Raw genomic sequence first — 18,055 nt, 5'->3', positions numbered from 1 at the left:
GCAACCGGTACGTCAGAGGCGCCACAGCCGCCCGACCGCGCGGACCAGCGCCGGCGCGACCCGGTTGCCCAGGTGCGCCGCTTTCACCTCCGCCGTGACGGGCACCACGAGCCGGTCCTCCTTCACCGCTTCGAGGATTTCGGCGGCGACCTTCTCCGGGCTGAAGCCCCTGAGCCGGTAGGCCCTGGTGGCGGCTCGGCGTCGTTCCTCCTGCTCGGCCGGGCTCTTGCCGGCGAACGTGAACGTGGTGGTGATGTTGGTGTGCACGATGCCCGGGCAGATCGCGCTGACGCCGATGCCGTGCCCGCGCAGCTCGGCGTGCAGGCACTGGGCGAGCATGAGGACGGCGGCCTTCGTGGTGGAGTAGGCGGACAGGGCGGCGGTCGGGAAGTAGCCGGCGGCCGAGGCCGTGACGACCAGGTGGCCGCCTTCGGCCCGGTCCACCAGCTGCGGGGCGAAAGCCCTGAGCGTGTGCACGACGCCCCAGAGGTTGACGTCGACGACCCGCCGCCAGTCCTCCTCCGACGTGTGCAGGAACGGTCCCGCCACGCCGATGCCAGCGTTCGCCATGACCACGTCGGGGACGCCGTGCCGGGCCTTGATCTCGGCCGCGACCCGGTCCGTCGCCACCCGGTCGGTGACGTCGAGGCGGTAGGCGTGCCCGCCCGTCCGCGCGGCCGTCTCCTCGGCCGACGCCTCGTCCACGTCCAGGGCGATCACCTCGGCCCCCTGGTCGGCGAAGGCTTGCGCGGTGGCCCGTCCGATGCCGCTGCCGGCGCCCGTGACGACCACCAGGCGCTTCCGCTTGCGGTTGTCGATCGCGTCCTCGATGTGCCGGGCGACCTGGTCGGGGTGCGTGCGCTGGGCCCAGTGACCGGTGTGGAGCACGCTGCGGCTGAGCTCGGCGACCCAGGGTTCGGCGGCCTCGAGGTGCGCGTGCGCCACGTACGGGTCTTGCGTCAACTCGATCTGGTGAACCCTGGTGGACACCGGTGCCGGTCGCCACCGTCGTCCGAAGTTGGCCCGGTACAGGCCGAGCCCGTTGACCCACTCCCGCCGCCCCGCGTGCAGCCGCTCCCGCACCGCCGGCCACACCAGCTCCGGCACCACCGGCACCTTGAACCCGGCGATGTACCAGGAGCGCTGGAGCACCCCGAACACCTTCCACGGCCGCCACCGGTTGCGCCGCACCCAGTCGGACACGTGACCCAGATCAGGTCCCGACATGCTGGTGAACGAGAGGAACAGCTCCGGCCGCGCCGTCACCGCCGCCCAGCCCTGGATCGACCCCCAGTCGTGCCCGACGAGGTGGACGGGCCGACCGGCCACCTCCCGCACCACGGTGGCCAGGTCGTCGACGAGCAACTCCATCGAGTACCCGCGGTGGCCGCGCCCCGGAGCCCCGGACCCCCCAGTGCCGCGCACGTCGTACCGGATGACGTGGAACCGCTCCGCCAACTTTCGGGCGACCGGAGCCCAGACGTCGGAGCTGTCCGGGAAGCCGTGCGCGAGCACCACCGGAGTCCCCCCGAGCACCCCCTCCTCCAACACCCGAAGCCGCAGGTCACCGACTTGGACGAAACGCTCGCGCACCGGTTCCACAAGCAAGGAGGGTAGGGGGTGAAAACCCCTCGGCCCAGTGCGCTAAGCTTCCACCCGTAGCTGCGGCCCCCGTAGCTCAGGGGATAGAGCACCGCCCTCCGGAGGCGGGAGCGCAGGTTCGAATCCTGCCGGGGGCACCATCTCTTACCACCACGAAAAGGCCCTTGACCAGCGCGAACGCGGTCAAGGGCCTTACTCGTATGTCCGGCCGTGTCCGGTGAGGTCCGGCCGTCTACGGGCGTCCGGGCCAAATACGGGCCAAAGTTCGGCAGAACCTGACACCTCCGGACCGAACCGCACCGCTCCTGCGCCACGGCGTGCCACGAAGGGGTGGCAGTTGCGAACGGATGTCTCACTGCGCCCTGCACCGCGCAAGGATGGTTCATGCCCTTTCCTGCACATGTCGTCTCCGTGCTCATAGCGTCACCAAGTGATGTCGCAGCGGAGCGGGAAGCTCTCCGGCGGGCTCTGTGGGAGTTCAACGATGAACACGCGTCCGCAGTTCAAGTGGTTCTTCTGCCCGTCCTGTGGGAGACCCACAGTTACCCCGTGCTCGGCACTGCACCCCAAGAAGCGCTAGACGCGCAGATTGTCGACAATGCCGACGTGGTAGTAGGCGTCTTCTGGACCCGCATTGGTACCCTTCTGCCAGACGGCACGCCAGCCACAGTTCACGAACTCGAACGTACAACAGATGCCAATAAGCCAGCCCTCCTTTACTTCTCAAATCAGCCCGTGGCATTGAGTAGCGTTCAGGATGATCAATTTACAGCCCTTAAGGCGTTCAAGACGCGAGCGCAGACTTGGGGACTGTACAAGGAGTACGAGAAGGTTGACGAATTGGTACAGCAGATCAAGCGAGATCTTCTGCGCATTGTAAGAGAGCGCTTCGAGCTGCCCACCCCTGACCTGAGCAGCTCGCCACGGCCACCGTCGAATCCTGCGCGCCCTGTAGTCAACGTCATCAAAGAGCGACAGCAAAGGTTCGACCCGAAAGGGCGTCCAAGGATTCAGACAAGCCACTTCCTCGAACTATCCAATGTCGGAGGCGAAACAGCAGAGGATGTGCGGATTGAGTGGGTGGAACCTGACCCCAAGCCAACAGATTGGACACCACCAAGCATCGGGGAGTTGGAGCCCGTAGACTACCTAGTACCGGGCGCACCTGCGCGATTCGATCTACTCGTGCACATGGAAGCCACGTCGAATCTAGTGATCAGGATTACTTGGCGCGATTTGAATGGCGAAGAGCACGAAAACCTACAAAGCGTGAGAGCGTGAACTCGGTGCCTGCGCCAAGGCGCAGGCACCGAGCCTGCTTCAAACTCCTACTCCCTGAACCCGAGAGCAGCTTGCACGCGTTGCCGCACTGTCACCGCCTCTCCGTCCAGGCACTTGGCGTAGATCTTGAGCAGCACCTCGACCGAGTGCCCCGCCCACTCGGCGACCGTCACCGCAGGCACTCCCCCGTTAAGCCACGTCGACACCGCCGCGTGCCGCAGGTCATACGGCGTGCCCGCGAGCGGCGTGGCGGCCACTTCCGGTGTGAACACCTCAGCGCGGGCGCGTTGCCAGGCTCGGACGATGGTGAGCTTCGGCAGCTCCTGGCCGTTGCGCTCGCCGGTGAACAGCCGACCGTCCGCCGCCGTGCCGAACTGCCGGATGTGGGAGTGCAGCAGAGCAGTCAGCTCGGGCGGGCAGGGCATTGTGCGCGTCTCGCCGCGTGCCCGCTGCTTGAGCTGCCGCCTGTCGCGGTTCGCGCCGCTGTCGGTCCACTCCTTCCCCGCGTGCGGCTCGGCCGTGTCGATGGTCAGTTCTCCCCACCCTTCGGCCGGTAGGGACAGGTTGTGCTTGGCCAGTGCAACCGCTTCCTCCGGCCGCATGGCGGCGAAGTAGAGGCATCCGAAGAACGCCACCAGGCGGGGGCCGCTGCGCTGGTGTGTGCCCACAGCGGTCAACAGCGTTCGAGCCTGTACCGGGTTGGCCACCGACCGCCGGTCCACCGCGTGCACGGACTTGGGTGCCGTCCACTTCAGCGCGGGAATCGGATTCTTTGTCAGCAACTTCCGCTCAACTGCGTACTCCATCGCGGTAGACAGGATCTTGCGACGGCGGTTCACCACACTTGGCGCGTAAGGCTGACCGTCCAGGCGGACCGTGAGACCGTCGAGCACGGGCCGCAAGACTTCGGGCTTGGTCAGTGCCACCACCGGCTGTGTGTGCCGTTCAAGCCACCGCAGTGCCGCCGCGACGTCGCCAGGCTGGTTCGGATCGTTGCGGCGGTTGGTGTTGAAGGCCCATCGGCACAGCGCGGACCGGATCAACTTGTCGTCCGGCTTGCCCCGGTCGGTGGTGAAAAGGGCGGTTGAAACAGCCGTCAACGCCTCAGCGTTCGTGCGGCGGGTAGTGGCTGCCGCGCGTGACCACTTCATGTCCACGAACACACACGCGAACTCGTACCAGGACATGTCCTGCTGTTCGCGCCGCATCGAGATCGGCAAGCCGCTGTCCACGTCGAACGCCTCACCGCGCCGGGCTGCGGTGACCAGCTCGGCGCGAAAGCTCTCGGCGAGGGCTTTCGCCCGGAACCCCTCGCGCCGCCGCTTCCCCGCCACCGTCCACCGGACGTAGAAAGTGGTCGTACGCTTGCCCTTGTAGACCTCGGTCTGGTGAATCCGCACGTCGTAGGTGGTGCTCATCAGGCCGCGACCTCCAAAGAGTCGTACCAGAGTTCTATGTCGGCGCGGTCGATGCGGAGTTCCCCGTTAGGGAGCTTGCGGCAGCGTGGTGCGCGACCCTTGGCCTTCCACTCGTAGAAAGTGGAGCGGGAAATGCCCATCTCCTTGCAGAACTCGGCGACCTTGAGCCGTTCGCGTGGTGCCCCCATCGGCTTGGCCCTTTCGTGCGTGTGGTGCCCGGACAGGTGGGACAGGTGCGCGTGTCACCTGTCCCACCTGGTTTGTGCTGGTCAGGTGGGGTAGCGGGACAGGTGGGACAGGTGGGACAGCACTTGGTCGGTTGTGCTGTCCCACCTGGTCAGAGCAGGGGTGCGAAGTAGCGGCTGGTGGCGTCTTTGGTGAGTTGTCCGGCGTCGTGCATGCGGGAGCAGGTCTTGCGGACGGTTCCGGCGTCCACGCCGATGCCGCCGGCGATTTCGGCGGGCGTGGTTCCGGCGTGTTCGCGCAGGTAGCGCAGGATTGCCTTGCGGGTGTCGCCGACGGTGTGGTCGATCGCGGGGCCGTCGAGCATGGACCACGCTCCGGTGCCGGGGTCGAAGCTCAAGGCGTAGTCGGCTTCCTCGACGTCGCGGCCGGTGACGTGGAGAACGCCGTCGGCGTTGTTGCGTGCCCGTTCGAGCACGAGCACGGCGTCGGCTGCTCCGGCGATGCCGTTGGTTCCGGACACGGTGGCCAGGAAGTCTTCGTGGACGGCTTTGCGGACGTGGTGGACGAGCACCACGGCCACGCCGTAGTGGTCGGCCACGCGCTTGATGCGTCCGACGGCGAGGTAATCGGCGTCGTATTGCTGGATGTTGCCGGGCTCGCTGCCACGGACACGGGCGAACACGTCGATGACCACGAGTCGCGCAGACCGGTTGCGGTCCAACCATCGGGCAATGGCGGTGTCGCCGCCCTGGGGCAACGGCGGGCACTGGGTGGCAAGGGTGAGCAGCCGCGGGGCGCTCGTGTCGGTGAGCATCTTGCCCATGCGGGTCTTCAGCCGGCGGGCGGTGTCCTCCAACGCGAGGTACAGGACCGGTGCCGGGGGTCCGGTGTCGATCGAGCCGAACGCGGGCCGTCCACCGGCGATATCCAGCCCGAGTCCGAGCGACATCCACGACTTGCCGACCTTGGGCGGTCCGGCCAGCAGGCTCACGCCTTCGCACAGAACACCGGGCACGGCCCATTTCGGGTCGGGGAAGTCGGTGTTCATGAGGCGGTCTGCGGTCCACGAGTCGGCGAACGGCTCGTGGTTCTCCGGTGGCGTCGGGGTGGTCATGCTGCGTCCCTTTTCGTGCGGTCGCGGTAGGCGGCTTGTCGGCAGGCGTGCGAGCAGTGGCGTGGCCACCTGCCGGTGGCGGGCCGGGTGAGCGGCCGGCCGCAGCGGCAGGCACGGGTGGTGACGGAATCCCTGAGCTCAGCGCTTGCGTCACCGCGTGACGCTTTCCACCGGTGGGAACCGTCACCGGTAGGGCGTGACGTTTGCGCCCTGGGCTCTTGCGTCACCGGCCGCAGGCGGAGTGCGTGGCTCATGAGCTGCACGCCGATCCAGGCCGTGTAGGCAGGCGGAATCGCTTGGGTGAGGTCGGTCCAGGGCATCCAGTCGATGCCCATCGCGGCCCGCCCCCGGTCCGCTGTCGTGCCCCGTGACGTTTCCCCGTCGACGGGCTTTCGTCCGATCCGCTGGCCGTACGCGCCGTAGACCGGCACGGCCCGTACTCCCGCGTCGTGATGGCACGGCGTGCCGTGCAGAGGGAGGTTGGACTCGAACAGCCGGTGCCGCCGCACGTCCAACCGCAGGGTGTGCCCACAGATAGTGATCGGGTCGATCAGCGGCGCACCGGGGACGTTCTCGATGACGTACCCGAGGATGTCCCCCCGACGCACGGCATCACGCAGTCGTCGCCGGATCGGGTCGACCAGGTCGGGGTGGTCCTCGCGCCGGTCGTCCGGTGTGGCCTGGGACCAGCGTTGGCACGGTGGGGACGCGGTGACCAGGTCGTAGCCGTCCAGGTCGACGGTCAGCGCGTCGGCCCGGAGGAACGGGAACGGGTAGTGCGGCTGTGGGTCGATGTCCACGCCGGTCACGTCGAACCCTGCGGCGTGGTAGCCGGCCGACGCGCCGCCAGCCCGGCAGAACAGGTCCAGCACGCGGTACCGGCGTGTCATGCGGCGACCTTCCGGGGTCGTCGGGCTCCGGCCCGCAGGCCGCTGGTGATGGTCTTGTCGGCGGTGTTGTGGCTGTAGGCGTTGACGGCCAGGTGTCCGGCGGCGGCGTGGAGCAGCGTGTCCCGTACCTCGTGTTCGGTGAGCTGGCCACCGGCGACGAGCTGTCCGAGTGCTTGGGCGGCGATGTACAGGGCGGCGTTGCGCTCTCCCCCGGTCGCCCCTTCCACGCGGGCTACCTCGGCGTCGATCGCGGCCCGTAGGTACTTGCCGCGCCGGTCGCCGCCCGAGGTTCGCAGCGGGACGGGCGCCGGTGGCGGTGGGGGCAGAGGGGCGGGGCGCAGCAACGTGCCGATCCAGGCGGGCAGGGGCAGCACGGGCGCGTCGTTGGTGACGTCGTAGGTGCGGTCGTCGATGACCGATCCGGGTGCGACGACGTAACCGCCGTGTGCGCGGGTGTCGATCAGGCGTCCGAGCTTCCCGGCCGTGTTGCGGTACTCGACCTCGGCCGGTGCGGTGAACGTGAGGTGCATGCCGCCCGACGGGGTGGTCACGGTGCGCGTGTCGGTTGGCAGCGGCTGGCGGGCGTCGTCGGCGAGCAGCGCCAGGACTTCCAGGCCGTGCCGGAACCCATCCGGGTCGGGCTTGTCCGGCTTGGCCACGTCGAGGTCCACCACGAGCAGCCCGGCGGGGCCGGTGGCCTGGCCGATGTTGTAGGCGGGGCCGTGGGTCCAGCAGCGGCGGATGCGGTCGGGGTCGGTGGTGGCGCGCTGCTCCCAGTTCTTGACGGCGGGGCGCTTGCCGCCGGGCACGAGGGGGAACACCGGCCAGCCGCGCGCGGCGGTGCCCAACGCGGCGGTCAGCAGGTCATTGCGATCCGACATGACTGTCTCCTCCGGGTGGCGGGGTACGGGCGGGTCAGTCGTGGGTGCGGGGGTGGTAGTCGGCGCAGTAGGGGCACATCCACTGCTGGGCGTTGACGCGGGTGGCGTCCTGGCGCCAGCCGTCCGCGCGGGCGTGGACGATGAGCGGGACCTGGTCGGCGTTCCGGAGGGGTTGTGGGTGCTCGCTGTCGTCGGTGGGGTCGGTCAGTACCGCGGGGCCGGTGTCGTCACCGGCCGTGCAGAACGGGACGCCGCACGCCAGTTCCCACAGGTGGTGTCCCGTGCGGGTGTGGACCTGTCGCCAGCTTCGGCGTGCCCAGAAGACGGGGCCGCCGAAGTCGCGGGCGGTGGAGAGGTCGAACAGCACGAGGTCCGTGTGGCGGTGGACGTCGGGGTCGGTGTGCAGCTCGCCGGCCGGGCGGGTCCAGTCCGCGCCGGTGGCCAGGGCGTGGGCGAGTTCGCGGGCGTGGGCCAGGCGCAGGCCGGACGGGGAGACCGGCGTGCCGCTGGCCTGGTGGACCACCCGGTAGCCGTCGGTCCAGCGCGGGAGGTCCGGCTCGTGGTCGGGGACGATGACCAGGCCGGGCGCCGCCGGTTCGGCGGGCAGGGTCCGGGTGGTCCCGTGCCCGGTGGCGACGGTGACCAGGCTCCATCCGGTCGTGCTGGTGGTGTGCCGGTTGTCCATGAGTGACTCCCGTGTGGTGGCGAAGGGTGTGGAGTGGTGGGCCGCGCCGGGGACGGTGGCTGGTCACGTCCCCGGCGCGACCAGGGGTTGTGTGGTGTGTCAGGCGGTGTACTGGCCGGACATGGATACGAGCTGGCGGCAGCTCGGGCAGTGGGTGGTTGCGGTGGCGAAGCCGCGGTGACTGCCGGGGACGACCTTGACGGGCAGGTTGTAGAAGACGAGGTGGCCGTCGGGGCAGGTGCCCTGAACGCGGACGCTGATGGTGGTCACCTGGTCCTGTGTGGACGGTGCGGCGGCGGCGTTCGTGGCGGGGTTGTCGGTCACGTCCCCTCCTCGGGGTGCGGTGTCGTGGTCACGGTCGCGGGCGGTGTGGTCGGTGAACGTGGGTCGCTCGTCGTGGTGCCGGATGTAGCGGAACTGGTGGACGTCGCCCACGGTCCGGGGCCTGTCGCGGTGGGCGTCCCGTTCCGCGCGCCGGGCGTCGCGTTCCGCCCTCCGGGCGTCCCGTTGTGCGCGGCGGGCGTCGCGGTCGGGGTCGTGGCCGGTCGGGGTGGCGTCGCGATTTCCGGTGGTGCGGATGCGGATCGTGTCGCCGTGGTGGACGACGTCGCCGTGGGTATGGACGGTGCCGGTCACCGTGCCGACGTGGTTGAACCCGTCGTCGTCGTGGTCCTGGCCGTGCCCGGTGGTGTCCGGTGTGGACGGCGGTGTGGTCGGAGGTCCGGCGGGGGCTTCGGGTGTCACGTCCCCGCCCTGGTCTGCGGTTGTGGATGGGTCGGTGGCGTGGTCCTGGCCCTCGTCGTGGTGGTGATTCACGGCGTCTTTGGCTTCCTGGTGGGCGGTTCGGGCGTCGGTGAGTCGTTGTCGGGCGGTGTCGACGGCGGTCGGGTTGCCGATCTCCTTGGCTTCCCGGAGGGCTTTGCGGGCGCGGGAGACGGCCTGTCGGGTGTTCTGCGTGGCGTGTCCGCCGGCGTTGGGGCAGCGGCGGCCCCCTGCTCTGCACATGTCACGTCCCCTTGCCTGGCCTGGGTTTTGCCCCGGTCAGCGGCGCTGTCGGTTGTGGACGGTTTCGCAGGCGGGGCAGGGCTTGTGCCCGGATAGGGCGGGGAACCAGACGCCTTCGGTGGTGTTGCCGGGCAGGGTCAGACCGCACAGGGTCGTGACGGTTCCGTTCCACCAGCTGCGCTTGCCGCGGTGCATGATCTGTCGTGCCATGCCGTAGCTCCTGTGACTGTGTGTGACGGTGTGTGGGTGTGCGGAAGTGCGCCCGGTCCACCGGCCGGCGGTGCCGGGCGAGTCGGGCGGGGGTGGTCAGGGAAGATGCGGGCAGGGAAGCAGGGGCCGTGTTTCGGCCGGTTCGGGCTGGTCGGACGGCCGTGTTGTGGATCTTCCCTGGCTGGTGTCGATACTGGTGAGGGCAGGGAAGAAGGGTCAGGGAAGCGGTCAGGGATTTTTCCCTGTCCTTCGGTCGGTTCCCTGTGTGCTTCCCTGCCGGTCGCGGTGGTTTTCAGTCCTGCCCGGTGGTGTCGGGGTCGGTGTCGTCGGCGGCTTCCTGTTCACGCACCGTGAGGGCGTGGGCGAGGTCGTCGGCGCGGACGACGCTGTCCCCGTCGCTCTTGCGGACCGGCACTCCTGCGGCTTCCAGGGCGGGCCGCAGGGTCTTGAACGTCCACGTGCCGTAGTGGTCGGGCCGGTACTCGACCAGACGGGACAGCAGCACGGCGGTGCGCACGCGCTTGTCGGTGCCCAGGACGTGGGCGAAGTCGGCCAGGTGGTCGACCACGTCGGTGGTGTCGTCGCCGGTCGGGGTGGGGACGTGACCGGTACGCAGGTCCATCGCGCGGTCGGTGACCCCGGTAAGTTCGGCGGGGTCGAGGTAGAACGACCGCAGTAGGCCGGGTGTGGCCATGATGCCGCGCACCATGGCGGTGCCGACGTCGCCGGGGGACTCGTCGGTGCGGGGTTCCAGGCTGACCGCGGAGATGCCGGCCTTGTAGCTGCCGGTCCCGAGGATGGCGTCGTTGGACTGCTGGTCACCGATGGCGAAGCACGCCTTGCACGAGGTGATCGCCATGATCTTGCGCGGAAGCGACGCGGTGGACGCCTCCGGCGTGGCGAACATGAGCGTCACGGCGTACTTGCGGGCGGCGCTGATCAGCTTGGTGACCACGTCGGCGGCCTCCTCTCCGTACTCCTCGTGCATGAACAGGGCCTGACACTCGTCGATGACGACCACGCGGGGGCGCAGCCGGTGGTCCCGTTCGGCGATCCTGCGGTTGACCTTGCGTTCCTGGTGTTCGCGCAGCGCCTTGCCGCGCAGGTCGAGATCGGCGTAGAGCTCCCGCAGGGTGTCCAGGCAGGCTTTGACGGTGTCGGGGTCGGCGCCGGTGCGCAGGGTGCGCAGCCGCGGCGTCATTGGCTCGTAGTCGAAGTTCTCGGCCAGTACGAACACGTCCACGTCCACCAGCGGATCCAGGATCGCGCCGGCGACGAGGGTGATGAACAGCGACGACTTGCCCGATCCCATGAGTCCGGCGGCGGCGTAGTTCTTCTCGAACAGCTGCGCCCGGATCACCTCGCCCCGGATGTTGACCCCGACCGGGATGGACGTGAAGTAGTCCGTCGGCCCGTCGCCGGTCAGCAGCGGCCAGGACTCCACCGGACCGGACAGCGCGCCCTGGTCGGCCACCCACAGGTCCAGCACACCGGGCTGCTCCTTGGGCTCGGACGGCCACACCTCCACCGGCAGCCGCACGAGGTTGTGCGCGAACACGGTCTTGCGCTTGACGATCTCCTCGACCGGCACGCCCTTGGGCATGACCAGCTGCATCCGCCAGCCCTTGCCGTCACGGTGCGGGGGCTGAATCCACGTCGGCGTGATCGACCGGCCCCACCCCTCCTTGAACGCCTGCTTGAGCGCGGGCAGCCCGGACAGGTGACGCAGTGCGGAGAGCACCGCGGACTCGTCGGGGATGATGTCGCGCCCGTCCGCCGGCACAGTCCGCTCATCCCCGACCCACATCGGCAGGGTTCCGCGGTCACGCCCGACCGGGATGGTCCGCGCGGCCCAGGTGGCCGCGCCCGCGACGGCCCAGGCCCACCAGTAGCCGCCGAGCGGGGACAGCTCGACAACGGTGGCCCAGAACTCCACGGTGGCGTTCCACCGGTCGGTCAGCGACGCAGCGCCGATCACCGTCTGAACCGCGGAGTACCCGAGGAACAGCACGTGCCCGGACGCCAGCAGCACCACCGCGCCACCGGACCAGCGCAGGATCTCCAACCGCCGTTCCCGCCCGCGCTGCGCCCCGCCGGTCCGGGCGCGCTCCAACGTCTCCTCCAACTCCTTGAGCACGTGGAAGTCCTCGGCGGACTTGGCGTTCACGCGCAAGGTCGTAATGGCCTGTTCGAGGTCCAGGTGGTGCCGGCGGGCGCGACGCTCGGCGCGGCGGATGCGGGAACCGGCGACGGCGTAGCCGGCGGTGCGGACCACGGCGCGGCCGGCCTGGCGGGTCCGGTCGTGGGTGGCGCCGGTGCGCACCACCCGGACCACCGCGCCGGCGGCGTCGCGCACCCGCTGTGCCGCCATGCGGCGGTCCAGCTCGGCGGACTCCTCGGCGGTCAGCAGTTCGCCGACCATCGCGTCGTCGGGCTCCAGGCCGGTCGGGCCGGTGGTGTCGGTGTCCGCGGAACGCCGCACGGGCAGGTGCACCACGTTGTCGTGGTCCTGGCCCTCGTCGTCGGCCCGGTGTTCGTCGTGCTCGTGGGGGCTGGTCATGCCGTCACCTCCTGGCGGGTGTCGCCGTCGTCGGGGCCGTCGTTGCGGGTGGGGAACAGGGCGCGGTGCACGGCGGCGGCGTCCTCGGAGCGGCAGCGCAGGAACTTGCGCACCTCGGTCTGCGAGGGCCGCTCCGGCAGCCGGCCGCCGTCGATCGCGGCGCGGGTGCGGCCGACGTAGCGCGCGATCTTGGCCGTGTCGGGCGCGGCGGGGGTTTCCGCATTTCCCGACCGGTGCGCGCCGGACGGCGCACCGGTCGTCGGGGTGGTGTCGGGCCGGGTGGTCGGGGCCGGCGCGGCGGTCGTGTCGCGCGGCGCGGGCAGGGCGGGAAGGGCGGTCAGGTACTCACCGATCTCGGCGGCCAGGGCGTCACCGATACCGCCGTCGTCGGCGGTGGCGACGGGCAGTCCGGCGACAGTGGCGGGGACCAGGCGCACGCGGCCGAAGCGGCGGCGCAGCACGACCAGGCCGGGCCGGTGCACGAGGATGGCGGTGCCGTCCGCGGCCAGCTCGGCGGCGGCCTGGCGCAGGGCGGCACGCCGCACTTCGTGCACGCGCCTGGCGGCCAGGCGCTGCAACCGGGCGGCGGCGCGCTGCTCCCGCGTCGGGCGCGGCGGGGCGGTGGCGGCGGTGTCCACCAACTGGTGCACCACCACCCCGCCGACCGCGACGATCGCCATGACAACGCCGTCGGTCACGCTGCCGGTCGCCGCGCCGTTCCCGGCGGTGGCGGTCAGCCCGTGCAGGAACGCCAGCGTCGCGGACACCGCGGCGGAGAACCACAACCCGACCAGCAGTCGGCGCACCGGACGGCCGGCGCGGCGGGCGGCGGACAGGGCGAACGCGAACGCCCACATCGCCGCTTCCGAGTACAGCGGCATCGTCCAGCCCGGCGCGCCGTACAGGTCGTGGCCGAACCCGGCGATCGCAGACCAGGCCAGCAGCGCCGGAACGAGGATGACCGGCACGAACAACAGGTCGATCGTGTGCGCCGACACCCACCCGGCAACCGCCTTGGCGGTCGTGGTGCGGCGGGCGCGGGCGGCGTCCTTGGCCTGCCGGGAGAGCTCGGCGGCGGCGGCCTGGTCGGCCCGCCTGCGCTCGGCGCGGGCGGCCTCGTCGGCGCGGCGCTGCTCGAACATCAGCGCCTTGTCGGCACGCTCCCGTTCGGCGCGGGCGGCCTGGTCGGCACGGCGGTTGTCGGCCCACGTGCTCATCGGGACGCCTCCTCGATCAGGTCGGCGGTCCCGACGTAGATGTCGGCCAGGGCGATCGCGATGGCCGTGGTGTTGTCGTCCTTGGGCAGGTCGCAGGCCAGCAGGTAGAGCGCGTTCGCCGCGTGGCTGTAGTGCTCGATCAGCGCCGTGTCGGTGGCGCCGGGGGCGGGACGGCGGGCGTTGATGCCGTCCACCAGGTCCGTCAGCGCGGCGGCGTCGGTCGGGATGCTGAAACTCATCGGATCACCTCCAGTCGGCGGGCGGAACGGGGGAACAGTCCGGCGCGGGGACCGGTGCGGGATGCGGCGCGGCGCAGCAGGACGGCCAGCACGAGGGCGGGCACGCCGACCACCACCAGGACGGCGGTCGGGTCTTCGGTCTGGGTGATCACGGCCCACTGCGCCAGGCCGATCAGGCCGGCGACCATGAGCAGCTTCCACAGCATCACCACCGCCACCAGGGCCAGGACGGCGACCAACAGCAGTAACGGCGCGGGAACGGCCAGCGGCTCACTCATCGTCGGCGGCCCCCGTCCGCTGCCGCTCGACCAGGCGGACCCGGTCACGCAGGTAGGCCGGGGCGTCGTGCCAGGACCGGCCGGGGTGGGTGGACTCGTAGCGGGCGCGGGCGGTGGACTCCACCACCGACGTCTTGCGCGTCGTCGTTGGGCTGGACATGCTTCAGCTCTCCTGACCCGCACCCTCGGGTGCGGTGTTGGGGTGGACCGGACCGGCGGCGGGTTCTTGGCGGGATCAGGCCGCCGGTCCGGGCGAAGTCAGAGGGCGACGAGGTCGCGGAAGTCGTGGGCGTTGCCGTACAACTCCCCGGCACGGCCGGTGACGGTGTTGGTGCAGAACAGGACGACCGTCCCCGAACCGCGGTCGTGGTCGACGCTCGTCACGCGCCACCAACCCTCGGCCGCTCCGGCGACCACGTCGCCGCGCCGGATCTCGCCCATGCGCTTGCGATAGATGCCCTTCGCCATAACAGCGTTCTCCTCGGAAACGTTGGTTTGAAAGGAAAAGAGAGTGATTCAGGCGGCGTCGCGGTACTGCGTGTACCGGCGGGCCAGGCGGGCGCGGTTGGCCTTGTCCAGCGCGGCCCACCGGGCGGGAGTCATCGGCCGGACCGGCATGGCGCGGTCGATCAGGTAGAGGCTTGCGAAGTTCCGGCGCCCGGACGCCCGGTGCTTCACGTAGAGCACCGCGACCGGATCGGCACCACCGGGCCGCAGGCCCAGCGTCCGCAGTTGCCGGCGGGTGGCCAGCCGGTCGCGCGGGGCGCGGCCCCAGGTCAGCAACGGCAACCCGTCCACCGTGCCGCGCGTGAGCACCGTGCCGGTGGCCCAGGGCACCGACTCCACCTTCACCCACGGAAACCGGCGGCCCATGTCACCGACCCGCCAGGTTGTTCGCCTGGTCTTTGGAACAGGTGTTGCGGTGCGACTCCAACACCTTGCAGCCCCCGCACTCGGGGCAGTGGTTGCGCCGCTCGACCCGTCCGCAGTTCACGCACTTCGGTGCCGTCGATCCGGCCATCACGCCACCGCCGTGACCAGCGCGGCGACACCCAGCCACAGCCCGTGCCAGGACTGGTCGAGCGCGTACGCGCCGGTGCCCAGCGACGGGTTGTCGTCACGGCCGGGACGCGGTGCGCCGAAGGTGACGAACGTGCGCTTGCCGCACAGCCTGGCCAGACGGGCCAGATTGTGGGGCCGGTCCGCCCAGTAGTGCGTCACCGCGGACACCAGCTGCCCGGCCACGAACCCCAGCAGGGTGATCGGCAGGTCCAGCAGCCACCACAGCAACGCCACCGTCCCGGCGGTCACCAGCGTGTAGGACGCCACATGCCGCAGACACGCCAACCGGCCCGCGGTCGAGCGCTGCCCCTTGTGCGCGGCCTGCGCTTCGGTCTGCACCCAGTGGTCGGCAACGTTGTGCGCCACCAGGAGCGCGGGCAGCGTCGCGGCGAACGTCACCGCCGTGGCCAACGTGTCGAGCCCTGTCACGCCGACACCGCCGTTTCGACAACACGCAGCAGGTGCGTGGCGGTGACGTACACCGGGTCGGTGTCCGGGCACAGCTCCACACCCAGCAGCGCGGCGACCTGGCCGATCGCGGCCTCGTAGAGGTAGTCCCACAACTCGACCAGCGCGGTACCGGCCGCCGTGGACACCTCGGCCACCGCCACGACCCGCACGGAAGCCGACGACGGCTCCAGCCGGACTTCCGCCATTCCCAGCGCCAGCGCAGCCCGCGCCAACTGCTCCACCGACCGCATCGGGTGCGCGTCCCACATCTGGAACGACACGCCGGGGTCGCTGAGGTTGCAGGTCTCGCGCACGCTCACCGCGCACACCCCGTCCAACCGCCCGGCGTACTCGGCCAGCACCGCCGCAGTCACCGCCGCACGAGCCGCCACCACGTCCACCCCGGCGCCCATCACGCGACCTGCTCCACAACCGCAGCGGCACGACGGGCCGCACGACGGGCGGCGTTGCGACGCGCCTTACGGCCCTTGCCCTTCGACTGGCCGAACACCGGCGTCGGCAACGCCGTGGCGATCGCCACCGGCCGCGCCGACTGCTTCGCGTCCTCCAGCTCGGCCGCGGCCTGGTCCACGCTGACACTGCCGTACCTCGGGGTGATACCGGCCAGCGCACGGGCCAGGATGCGCCGGTTACGACGCTCCCGCGCCGAACCGTCCAACAGCCCCGACGTCGGCTCGGCCACCGCGATCTCCACCGACACCTGCGCATCCAGCAGCTGCAACGCTTCGGCGGTCAAACCATCCGGGTAGTTGATCTGGTCGTTCATCGAAGGTCCCTTCGTCGGTCGATCGGGGCGGTACGAGCAAGCTAGCGCTAGAACGAGCGCTCTTACAAGCGCTTATCTAGGCGCGACTCGTCTGGGTGGAGGCGTAAGGGTGATCAGAGCGCTAGAATTAGCGCTGGTGAGAGGACCCACAGGGAGGTCATGTGCCCAAGGATTGGCAGGCCGTAGCCGACGCCATCAACACCCGTTTGGCGGAACTCGGCATGACACAGAAGGGGCTGTCCGAAGCATCACGCGTCAGCGTCGCGACACTGCGGAAGCTCCAGAAGGCTGAGCCAGCGGACCGCGGGGCACCCGTACTTGCGGCGGTGTCCGTGGCGCTGCACTGGCAGCCTGGCTACCTCGAAGCACTGTCGTCCGGGAAACAAGCGCCTTCCGATCCGACAGCGATCCTTCGAGACGAGGTCGCGGACCTTCGCGCCGAACTCGAAGACGTCCGAACCAGGCTGGCAAAGGTCGAGGCAGCACAGAACGTCGAGTCGTGACCGGGTCACGGCTCACTTGGACACTGCTGTCCCAAACGTGCCGAGCGCGTCCAGCACGTCGCCGCCCCAATTCGCGAGCTGCTGTACGACGTGCGCTGAGCCCACAGGGTCGCGCAGCACCAGGACCATCAGCAAGACCAGAACGACTGAAGTCGCGGCCTTCCTGCCGCCCTGTCCAGTTCCACCCATCATCGGCATCATGGCCTTGCGTGCCATGCGATCCTCCCCAGTCACGTACTGCTGTCGTGTCTTAACCATCTGCCGTCACGGCTGATGGCGGAAGGGAATCGGTGTCTCCAACGGCGCGAGGGGCGCAGTTGGAGACAGAGGAGGGGATGTGTCCGGCGTAGAAACCGCAGCTCAGACGCGCTTCGCCCGCAAAGTGGCAGAACTACGCACCGCACGCTCCATGTCGCTGGCGATGCTGGGGACAGCCACGTTCGTCTCCCGAGGGTGGATCAACAATGTCGAGGCGGGCAGGCGCTGGCCTGCCCGATCGTGGGCTGCGCAAGCTGATGTCGTCTTGCAGGCCGATGGCGCTCTTGTACGCGCGTGGGATGCCGGTCAGCGCGAGCGCGAGGACTCCGAAGGAGTGGCCAGTCTATTAGTCGCGTCGGCTCGCGATTCCAATGCTTTGATCGCAACACGCGTCCACGAACGTGATCTCGATTCACTACAGGATGTTGTTGAACAACTCGCCATTGGGTACCTCGCAAGCCCAGCACGCCCAATGCTTGAACAGGGTATGGATGTCAGTCGTGAACTGACCATGCGGGCCAAGGTGGGTGCGGTCCGCCCACGGGAATTGATGGACCTCTACTTGGGCCTTGGCCGGGTTTCGGGAATCCTGTCCTATGCCGCTCTCGACCTTGGACGCTCCGATATTGCTCGAACCCACATCGAGACAGCTTGGCACATGGCTGACATGGCCGAGGATAGCGAGCTGAAGGCATGGGTCAGGGGAACGCAGTCGCTCATCGCCCGGTTTGACCAGAAGTGGGAGGCCGCAACCTCCTTTATTGAAGATGGTTTGCGCTACGCGGGGCAAGGTACCTCCATCCTGCGGCTACTGAGCGGCGCAGCTCAGTGCGCAGCGAACATGGGCGACACCGTGCACGCAATCGAGTACCTGGACACAGCGGAACGTGCGCGCGAAACAATCGGCCTGGACTCACTTGAGGGCCTGTTCGGATTCTCGCGCGCAAAGCAGTGGTATTACGGCGGCTCATCCCTCATGTGGCTACCTGAGCGCTTTGCACTGGAGCGCGCGGAGAAAAGTGCAGAGGCCGCCATCGCGGCATGGGAGCATGAACCGCCCGAACAGCGCTCCCTTGACGATGAAGCACTTGCTCATGTTTATCTGGCTACGGCAAGGATTCGCCTCCATGACCTGGATGGCGCAATGGACGCCGTGCGCCCGATCTTGGAGTTGCCACCAGAACGTCAGATATCGTGGATATCTAAGCGCGTATCGAACTTGGCTGCCCTCTTGGAGCACGAGGAATTCAACGGCTCACAGCAAGCGGCCGACGCTCGCGAAGAGTTGCGCGCCTACGGAAGTTGACGAGCGCGCTAGTTCAACGCTGTCGTGGTGCCGTCAGCCCGGAGTGGCGTGGTGCCCGCCGGGCTCCCGAACAGGCGAGTGCTGTCCCGCCTGTCCCGCCATAGTGGTTGACCAGCGGTTCCG

General features: G+C 69.4%; 23 protein-coding genes and 1 tRNA gene. 4 read left to right on the top strand and 20 right to left on the bottom strand.

All coding sequences use genetic code 11. The features are described from left to right. Positions 1 to 12: 12 nt before the first annotated feature. Positions 13 to 1,602, bottom strand: a complete 1,590-nt coding sequence (locus tag OQ02_RS16870; protein ID WP_051772425.1) for an SDR family oxidoreductase — start codon at positions 1,600 to 1,602, stop codon at positions 13 to 15. Between the two features lie 65 nt (positions 1,603 to 1,667). On the opposite strand from OQ02_RS16870, the gene OQ02_RS16865 reads away from it, so the two are divergent. Both OQ02_RS16865 and OQ02_RS43820 read left to right on the top strand, forming a co-directional pair. Beyond that, positions 1,668 to 1,742, top strand: a tRNA-Arg gene (locus tag OQ02_RS16865). 409 nt (positions 1,743 to 2,151) lie between these two features. Then, a complete protein-coding gene (locus OQ02_RS43820; protein ID WP_156077096.1) occupies positions 2,152 to 2,883 on the top strand; it encodes a hypothetical protein in 732 nt (243 codons plus the stop codon). Between the two features lie 47 nt (positions 2,884 to 2,930). On the opposite strand, the gene OQ02_RS16860 is transcribed toward OQ02_RS43820, so the two are convergent. The 18 genes from OQ02_RS16860 to OQ02_RS16785 form a co-directional block, all read right to left on the bottom strand. Further along, positions 2,931 to 4,301, bottom strand: coding sequence for a tyrosine-type recombinase/integrase (locus OQ02_RS16860; protein WP_033439390.1), 1,371 nt, complete (start codon positions 4,299 to 4,301; stop codon positions 2,931 to 2,933). Then, the gene (locus tag OQ02_RS16855) at positions 4,301 to 4,489 is read right to left on the bottom strand and encodes a helix-turn-helix transcriptional regulator (protein ID WP_033439389.1); all 189 of its coding nucleotides are present in this window, start codon (positions 4,487 to 4,489) and stop codon (positions 4,301 to 4,303) included. Before OQ02_RS16855 ends, OQ02_RS16860 begins: the two co-directional genes overlap by 1 nt. A 149-nt stretch (positions 4,490 to 4,638) precedes the next feature. Beyond that, a complete protein-coding gene (locus OQ02_RS16850; protein ID WP_051772424.1) occupies positions 4,639 to 5,601 on the bottom strand; it encodes an AAA family ATPase in 963 nt (320 codons plus the stop codon). Continuing rightward, a complete protein-coding gene (locus OQ02_RS16845) occupies positions 5,598 to 6,491 on the bottom strand; it encodes a DNA cytosine methyltransferase (protein WP_051772423.1) in 894 nt (297 codons plus the stop codon). Before OQ02_RS16845 ends, OQ02_RS16850 begins: the two co-directional genes overlap by 4 nt. Beyond that, positions 6,488 to 7,372: a bifunctional DNA primase/polymerase gene (locus OQ02_RS16840; protein WP_033439388.1), complete on the bottom strand. Its 885-nt coding sequence runs from the start codon at positions 7,370 to 7,372 to the stop codon at positions 6,488 to 6,490. The genes OQ02_RS16845 and OQ02_RS16840 overlap by 4 nt, the downstream gene beginning before the upstream one ends. Positions 7,373 to 7,406: 34 nt before the next feature. Continuing rightward, the gene (locus OQ02_RS16835) at positions 7,407 to 8,057 is read right to left on the bottom strand and encodes a hypothetical protein (RefSeq protein ID WP_033439387.1); all 651 of its coding nucleotides are present in this window, start codon (positions 8,055 to 8,057) and stop codon (positions 7,407 to 7,409) included. Positions 8,058 to 8,156: 99 nt separating this feature from the next. Continuing rightward, complete coding sequence (locus OQ02_RS16830) at positions 8,157 to 9,062, bottom strand: hypothetical protein (RefSeq protein WP_033439386.1); 906 nt, start codon at positions 9,060 to 9,062, stop codon at positions 8,157 to 8,159. A gap of 36 nt (positions 9,063 to 9,098) precedes the next feature. After that, the gene (locus tag OQ02_RS43815; protein ID WP_156077095.1) at positions 9,099 to 9,272 is read right to left on the bottom strand and encodes a hypothetical protein; all 174 of its coding nucleotides are present in this window, start codon (positions 9,270 to 9,272) and stop codon (positions 9,099 to 9,101) included. Positions 9,273 to 9,564: 292 nt separating this feature from the next. Then, positions 9,565 to 11,832, bottom strand: a complete 2,268-nt coding sequence (locus OQ02_RS41015) for a hypothetical protein (protein ID WP_051772422.1) — start codon at positions 11,830 to 11,832, stop codon at positions 9,565 to 9,567. Then, positions 11,829 to 13,049, bottom strand: coding sequence for a hypothetical protein (locus tag OQ02_RS41010; RefSeq protein ID WP_051772421.1), 1,221 nt, complete (start codon positions 13,047 to 13,049; stop codon positions 11,829 to 11,831). The genes OQ02_RS41015 and OQ02_RS41010 overlap by 4 nt, the downstream gene beginning before the upstream one ends. Further along, entirely contained in the window at positions 13,046 to 13,288 is a 243-nt protein-coding gene (locus OQ02_RS16815; protein ID WP_033439385.1) for a hypothetical protein, read from the bottom strand. Before OQ02_RS16815 ends, OQ02_RS41010 begins: the two co-directional genes overlap by 4 nt. Then, a complete protein-coding gene (locus tag OQ02_RS16810; protein ID WP_033439384.1) occupies positions 13,285 to 13,566 on the bottom strand; it encodes a hypothetical protein in 282 nt (93 codons plus the stop codon). The genes OQ02_RS16815 and OQ02_RS16810 overlap by 4 nt, the downstream gene beginning before the upstream one ends. Then, a complete protein-coding gene (locus OQ02_RS43810; protein WP_156077094.1) occupies positions 13,559 to 13,726 on the bottom strand; it encodes a hypothetical protein in 168 nt (55 codons plus the stop codon). Before OQ02_RS43810 ends, OQ02_RS16810 begins: the two co-directional genes overlap by 8 nt. Positions 13,727 to 13,824: 98 nt before the next feature. Then, a complete protein-coding gene (locus tag OQ02_RS16805; protein ID WP_033439383.1) occupies positions 13,825 to 14,034 on the bottom strand; it encodes a hypothetical protein in 210 nt (69 codons plus the stop codon). A 48-nt stretch (positions 14,035 to 14,082) separates the two neighbouring features. After that, positions 14,083 to 14,403 carry an RRQRL motif-containing zinc-binding protein gene (locus tag OQ02_RS16800; protein ID WP_156077093.1) on the bottom strand — a complete coding sequence of 107 codons (321 nt, stop codon included), beginning with the start codon at positions 14,401 to 14,403 and terminating at the stop codon, positions 14,083 to 14,085. A gap of 183 nt (positions 14,404 to 14,586) precedes the next feature. Further along, on the bottom strand, positions 14,587 to 15,057 hold the full coding sequence (locus tag OQ02_RS16795; RefSeq protein WP_033439382.1) for a DUF3307 domain-containing protein: 471 nt from the start codon (positions 15,055 to 15,057) through the stop codon (positions 14,587 to 14,589). Further along, positions 15,054 to 15,491 carry a hypothetical protein gene (locus OQ02_RS16790; RefSeq protein WP_033439381.1) on the bottom strand — a complete coding sequence of 146 codons (438 nt, stop codon included), beginning with the start codon at positions 15,489 to 15,491 and terminating at the stop codon, positions 15,054 to 15,056. The genes OQ02_RS16795 and OQ02_RS16790 overlap by 4 nt, the downstream gene beginning before the upstream one ends. Beyond that, entirely contained in the window at positions 15,491 to 15,865 is a 375-nt protein-coding gene (locus tag OQ02_RS16785; RefSeq protein WP_033439380.1) for a hypothetical protein, read from the bottom strand. Before OQ02_RS16785 ends, OQ02_RS16790 begins: the two co-directional genes overlap by 1 nt. A gap of 161 nt (positions 15,866 to 16,026) precedes the next feature. On the opposite strand from OQ02_RS16785, the gene OQ02_RS16780 reads away from it, so the two are divergent. Further along, positions 16,027 to 16,368: a helix-turn-helix domain-containing protein gene (locus OQ02_RS16780; RefSeq protein ID WP_033439379.1), complete on the top strand. Its 342-nt coding sequence runs from the start codon at positions 16,027 to 16,029 to the stop codon at positions 16,366 to 16,368. 12 nt (positions 16,369 to 16,380) lie between these two features. On the opposite strand, the gene OQ02_RS16775 is transcribed toward OQ02_RS16780, so the two are convergent. Then, the gene (locus OQ02_RS16775; protein WP_033439378.1) at positions 16,381 to 16,584 is read right to left on the bottom strand and encodes a hypothetical protein; all 204 of its coding nucleotides are present in this window, start codon (positions 16,582 to 16,584) and stop codon (positions 16,381 to 16,383) included. A gap of 121 nt (positions 16,585 to 16,705) precedes the next feature. On the opposite strand from OQ02_RS16775, the gene OQ02_RS42445 reads away from it, so the two are divergent. Then, a complete protein-coding gene (locus tag OQ02_RS42445; RefSeq protein ID WP_081915711.1) occupies positions 16,706 to 17,932 on the top strand; it encodes a helix-turn-helix domain-containing protein in 1,227 nt (408 codons plus the stop codon). The last annotated feature ends 123 nt before the right edge of the window (positions 17,933 to 18,055 follow it).

Origin of the sequence: Saccharothrix sp. NRRL B-16314, from assembly GCF_000716595.1 — a bacterium.
GTDB lineage: Bacteria > Actinomycetota > Actinomycetes > Mycobacteriales > Pseudonocardiaceae > Actinosynnema.
This window is presented reverse-complemented; position numbering and strand designations above follow the sequence as displayed.

Coding starts and splice junctions, on each gene's coding strand:
- OQ02_RS16835 (WP_033439387.1), bottom strand. CDS start 8,057: ATGGACAACCGGCACACCACCAGCACGACCGGATGGAGCCTGGTCACC.
- OQ02_RS16815 (WP_033439385.1), bottom strand. CDS start 13,288: ATGAGTTTCAGCATCCCGACCGACGCCGCCGCGCTGACGGACCTGGTG.
- OQ02_RS41010 (WP_051772421.1), bottom strand. CDS start 13,049: ATGAGCACGTGGGCCGACAACCGCCGTGCCGACCAGGCCGCCCGCGCC.
- OQ02_RS16830 (WP_033439386.1), bottom strand. CDS start 9,062: ATGTGCAGAGCAGGGGGCCGCCGCTGCCCCAACGCCGGCGGACACGCC.
- OQ02_RS16850 (WP_051772424.1), bottom strand. CDS start 5,601: ATGACCACCCCGACGCCACCGGAGAACCACGAGCCGTTCGCCGACTCG.
- OQ02_RS16855 (WP_033439389.1), bottom strand. CDS start 4,489: ATGGGGGCACCACGCGAACGGCTCAAGGTCGCCGAGTTCTGCAAGGAG.
- OQ02_RS16775 (WP_033439378.1), bottom strand. CDS start 16,584: ATGGCACGCAAGGCCATGATGCCGATGATGGGTGGAACTGGACAGGGC.
- OQ02_RS43815 (WP_156077095.1), bottom strand. CDS start 9,272: ATGGCACGACAGATCATGCACCGCGGCAAGCGCAGCTGGTGGAACGGA.
- OQ02_RS16785 (WP_033439380.1), bottom strand. CDS start 15,865: ATGAACGACCAGATCAACTACCCGGATGGTTTGACCGCCGAAGCGTTG.
- OQ02_RS16810 (WP_033439384.1), bottom strand. CDS start 13,566: ATGAGTGAGCCGCTGGCCGTTCCCGCGCCGTTACTGCTGTTGGTCGCC.
- OQ02_RS16845 (WP_051772423.1), bottom strand. CDS start 6,491: ATGACACGCCGGTACCGCGTGCTGGACCTGTTCTGCCGGGCTGGCGGC.
- OQ02_RS16860 (WP_033439390.1), bottom strand. CDS start 4,301: ATGAGCACCACCTACGACGTGCGGATTCACCAGACCGAGGTCTACAAG.
- OQ02_RS16840 (WP_033439388.1), bottom strand. CDS start 7,372: ATGTCGGATCGCAATGACCTGCTGACCGCCGCGTTGGGCACCGCCGCG.
- OQ02_RS41015 (WP_051772422.1), bottom strand. CDS start 11,832: ATGACCAGCCCCCACGAGCACGACGAACACCGGGCCGACGACGAGGGC.
- OQ02_RS43810 (WP_156077094.1), bottom strand. CDS start 13,726: ATGTCCAGCCCAACGACGACGCGCAAGACGTCGGTGGTGGAGTCCACC.
- OQ02_RS16790 (WP_033439381.1), bottom strand. CDS start 15,491: ATGGGCGCCGGGGTGGACGTGGTGGCGGCTCGTGCGGCGGTGACTGCG.
- OQ02_RS16805 (WP_033439383.1), bottom strand. CDS start 14,034: ATGGCGAAGGGCATCTATCGCAAGCGCATGGGCGAGATCCGGCGCGGC.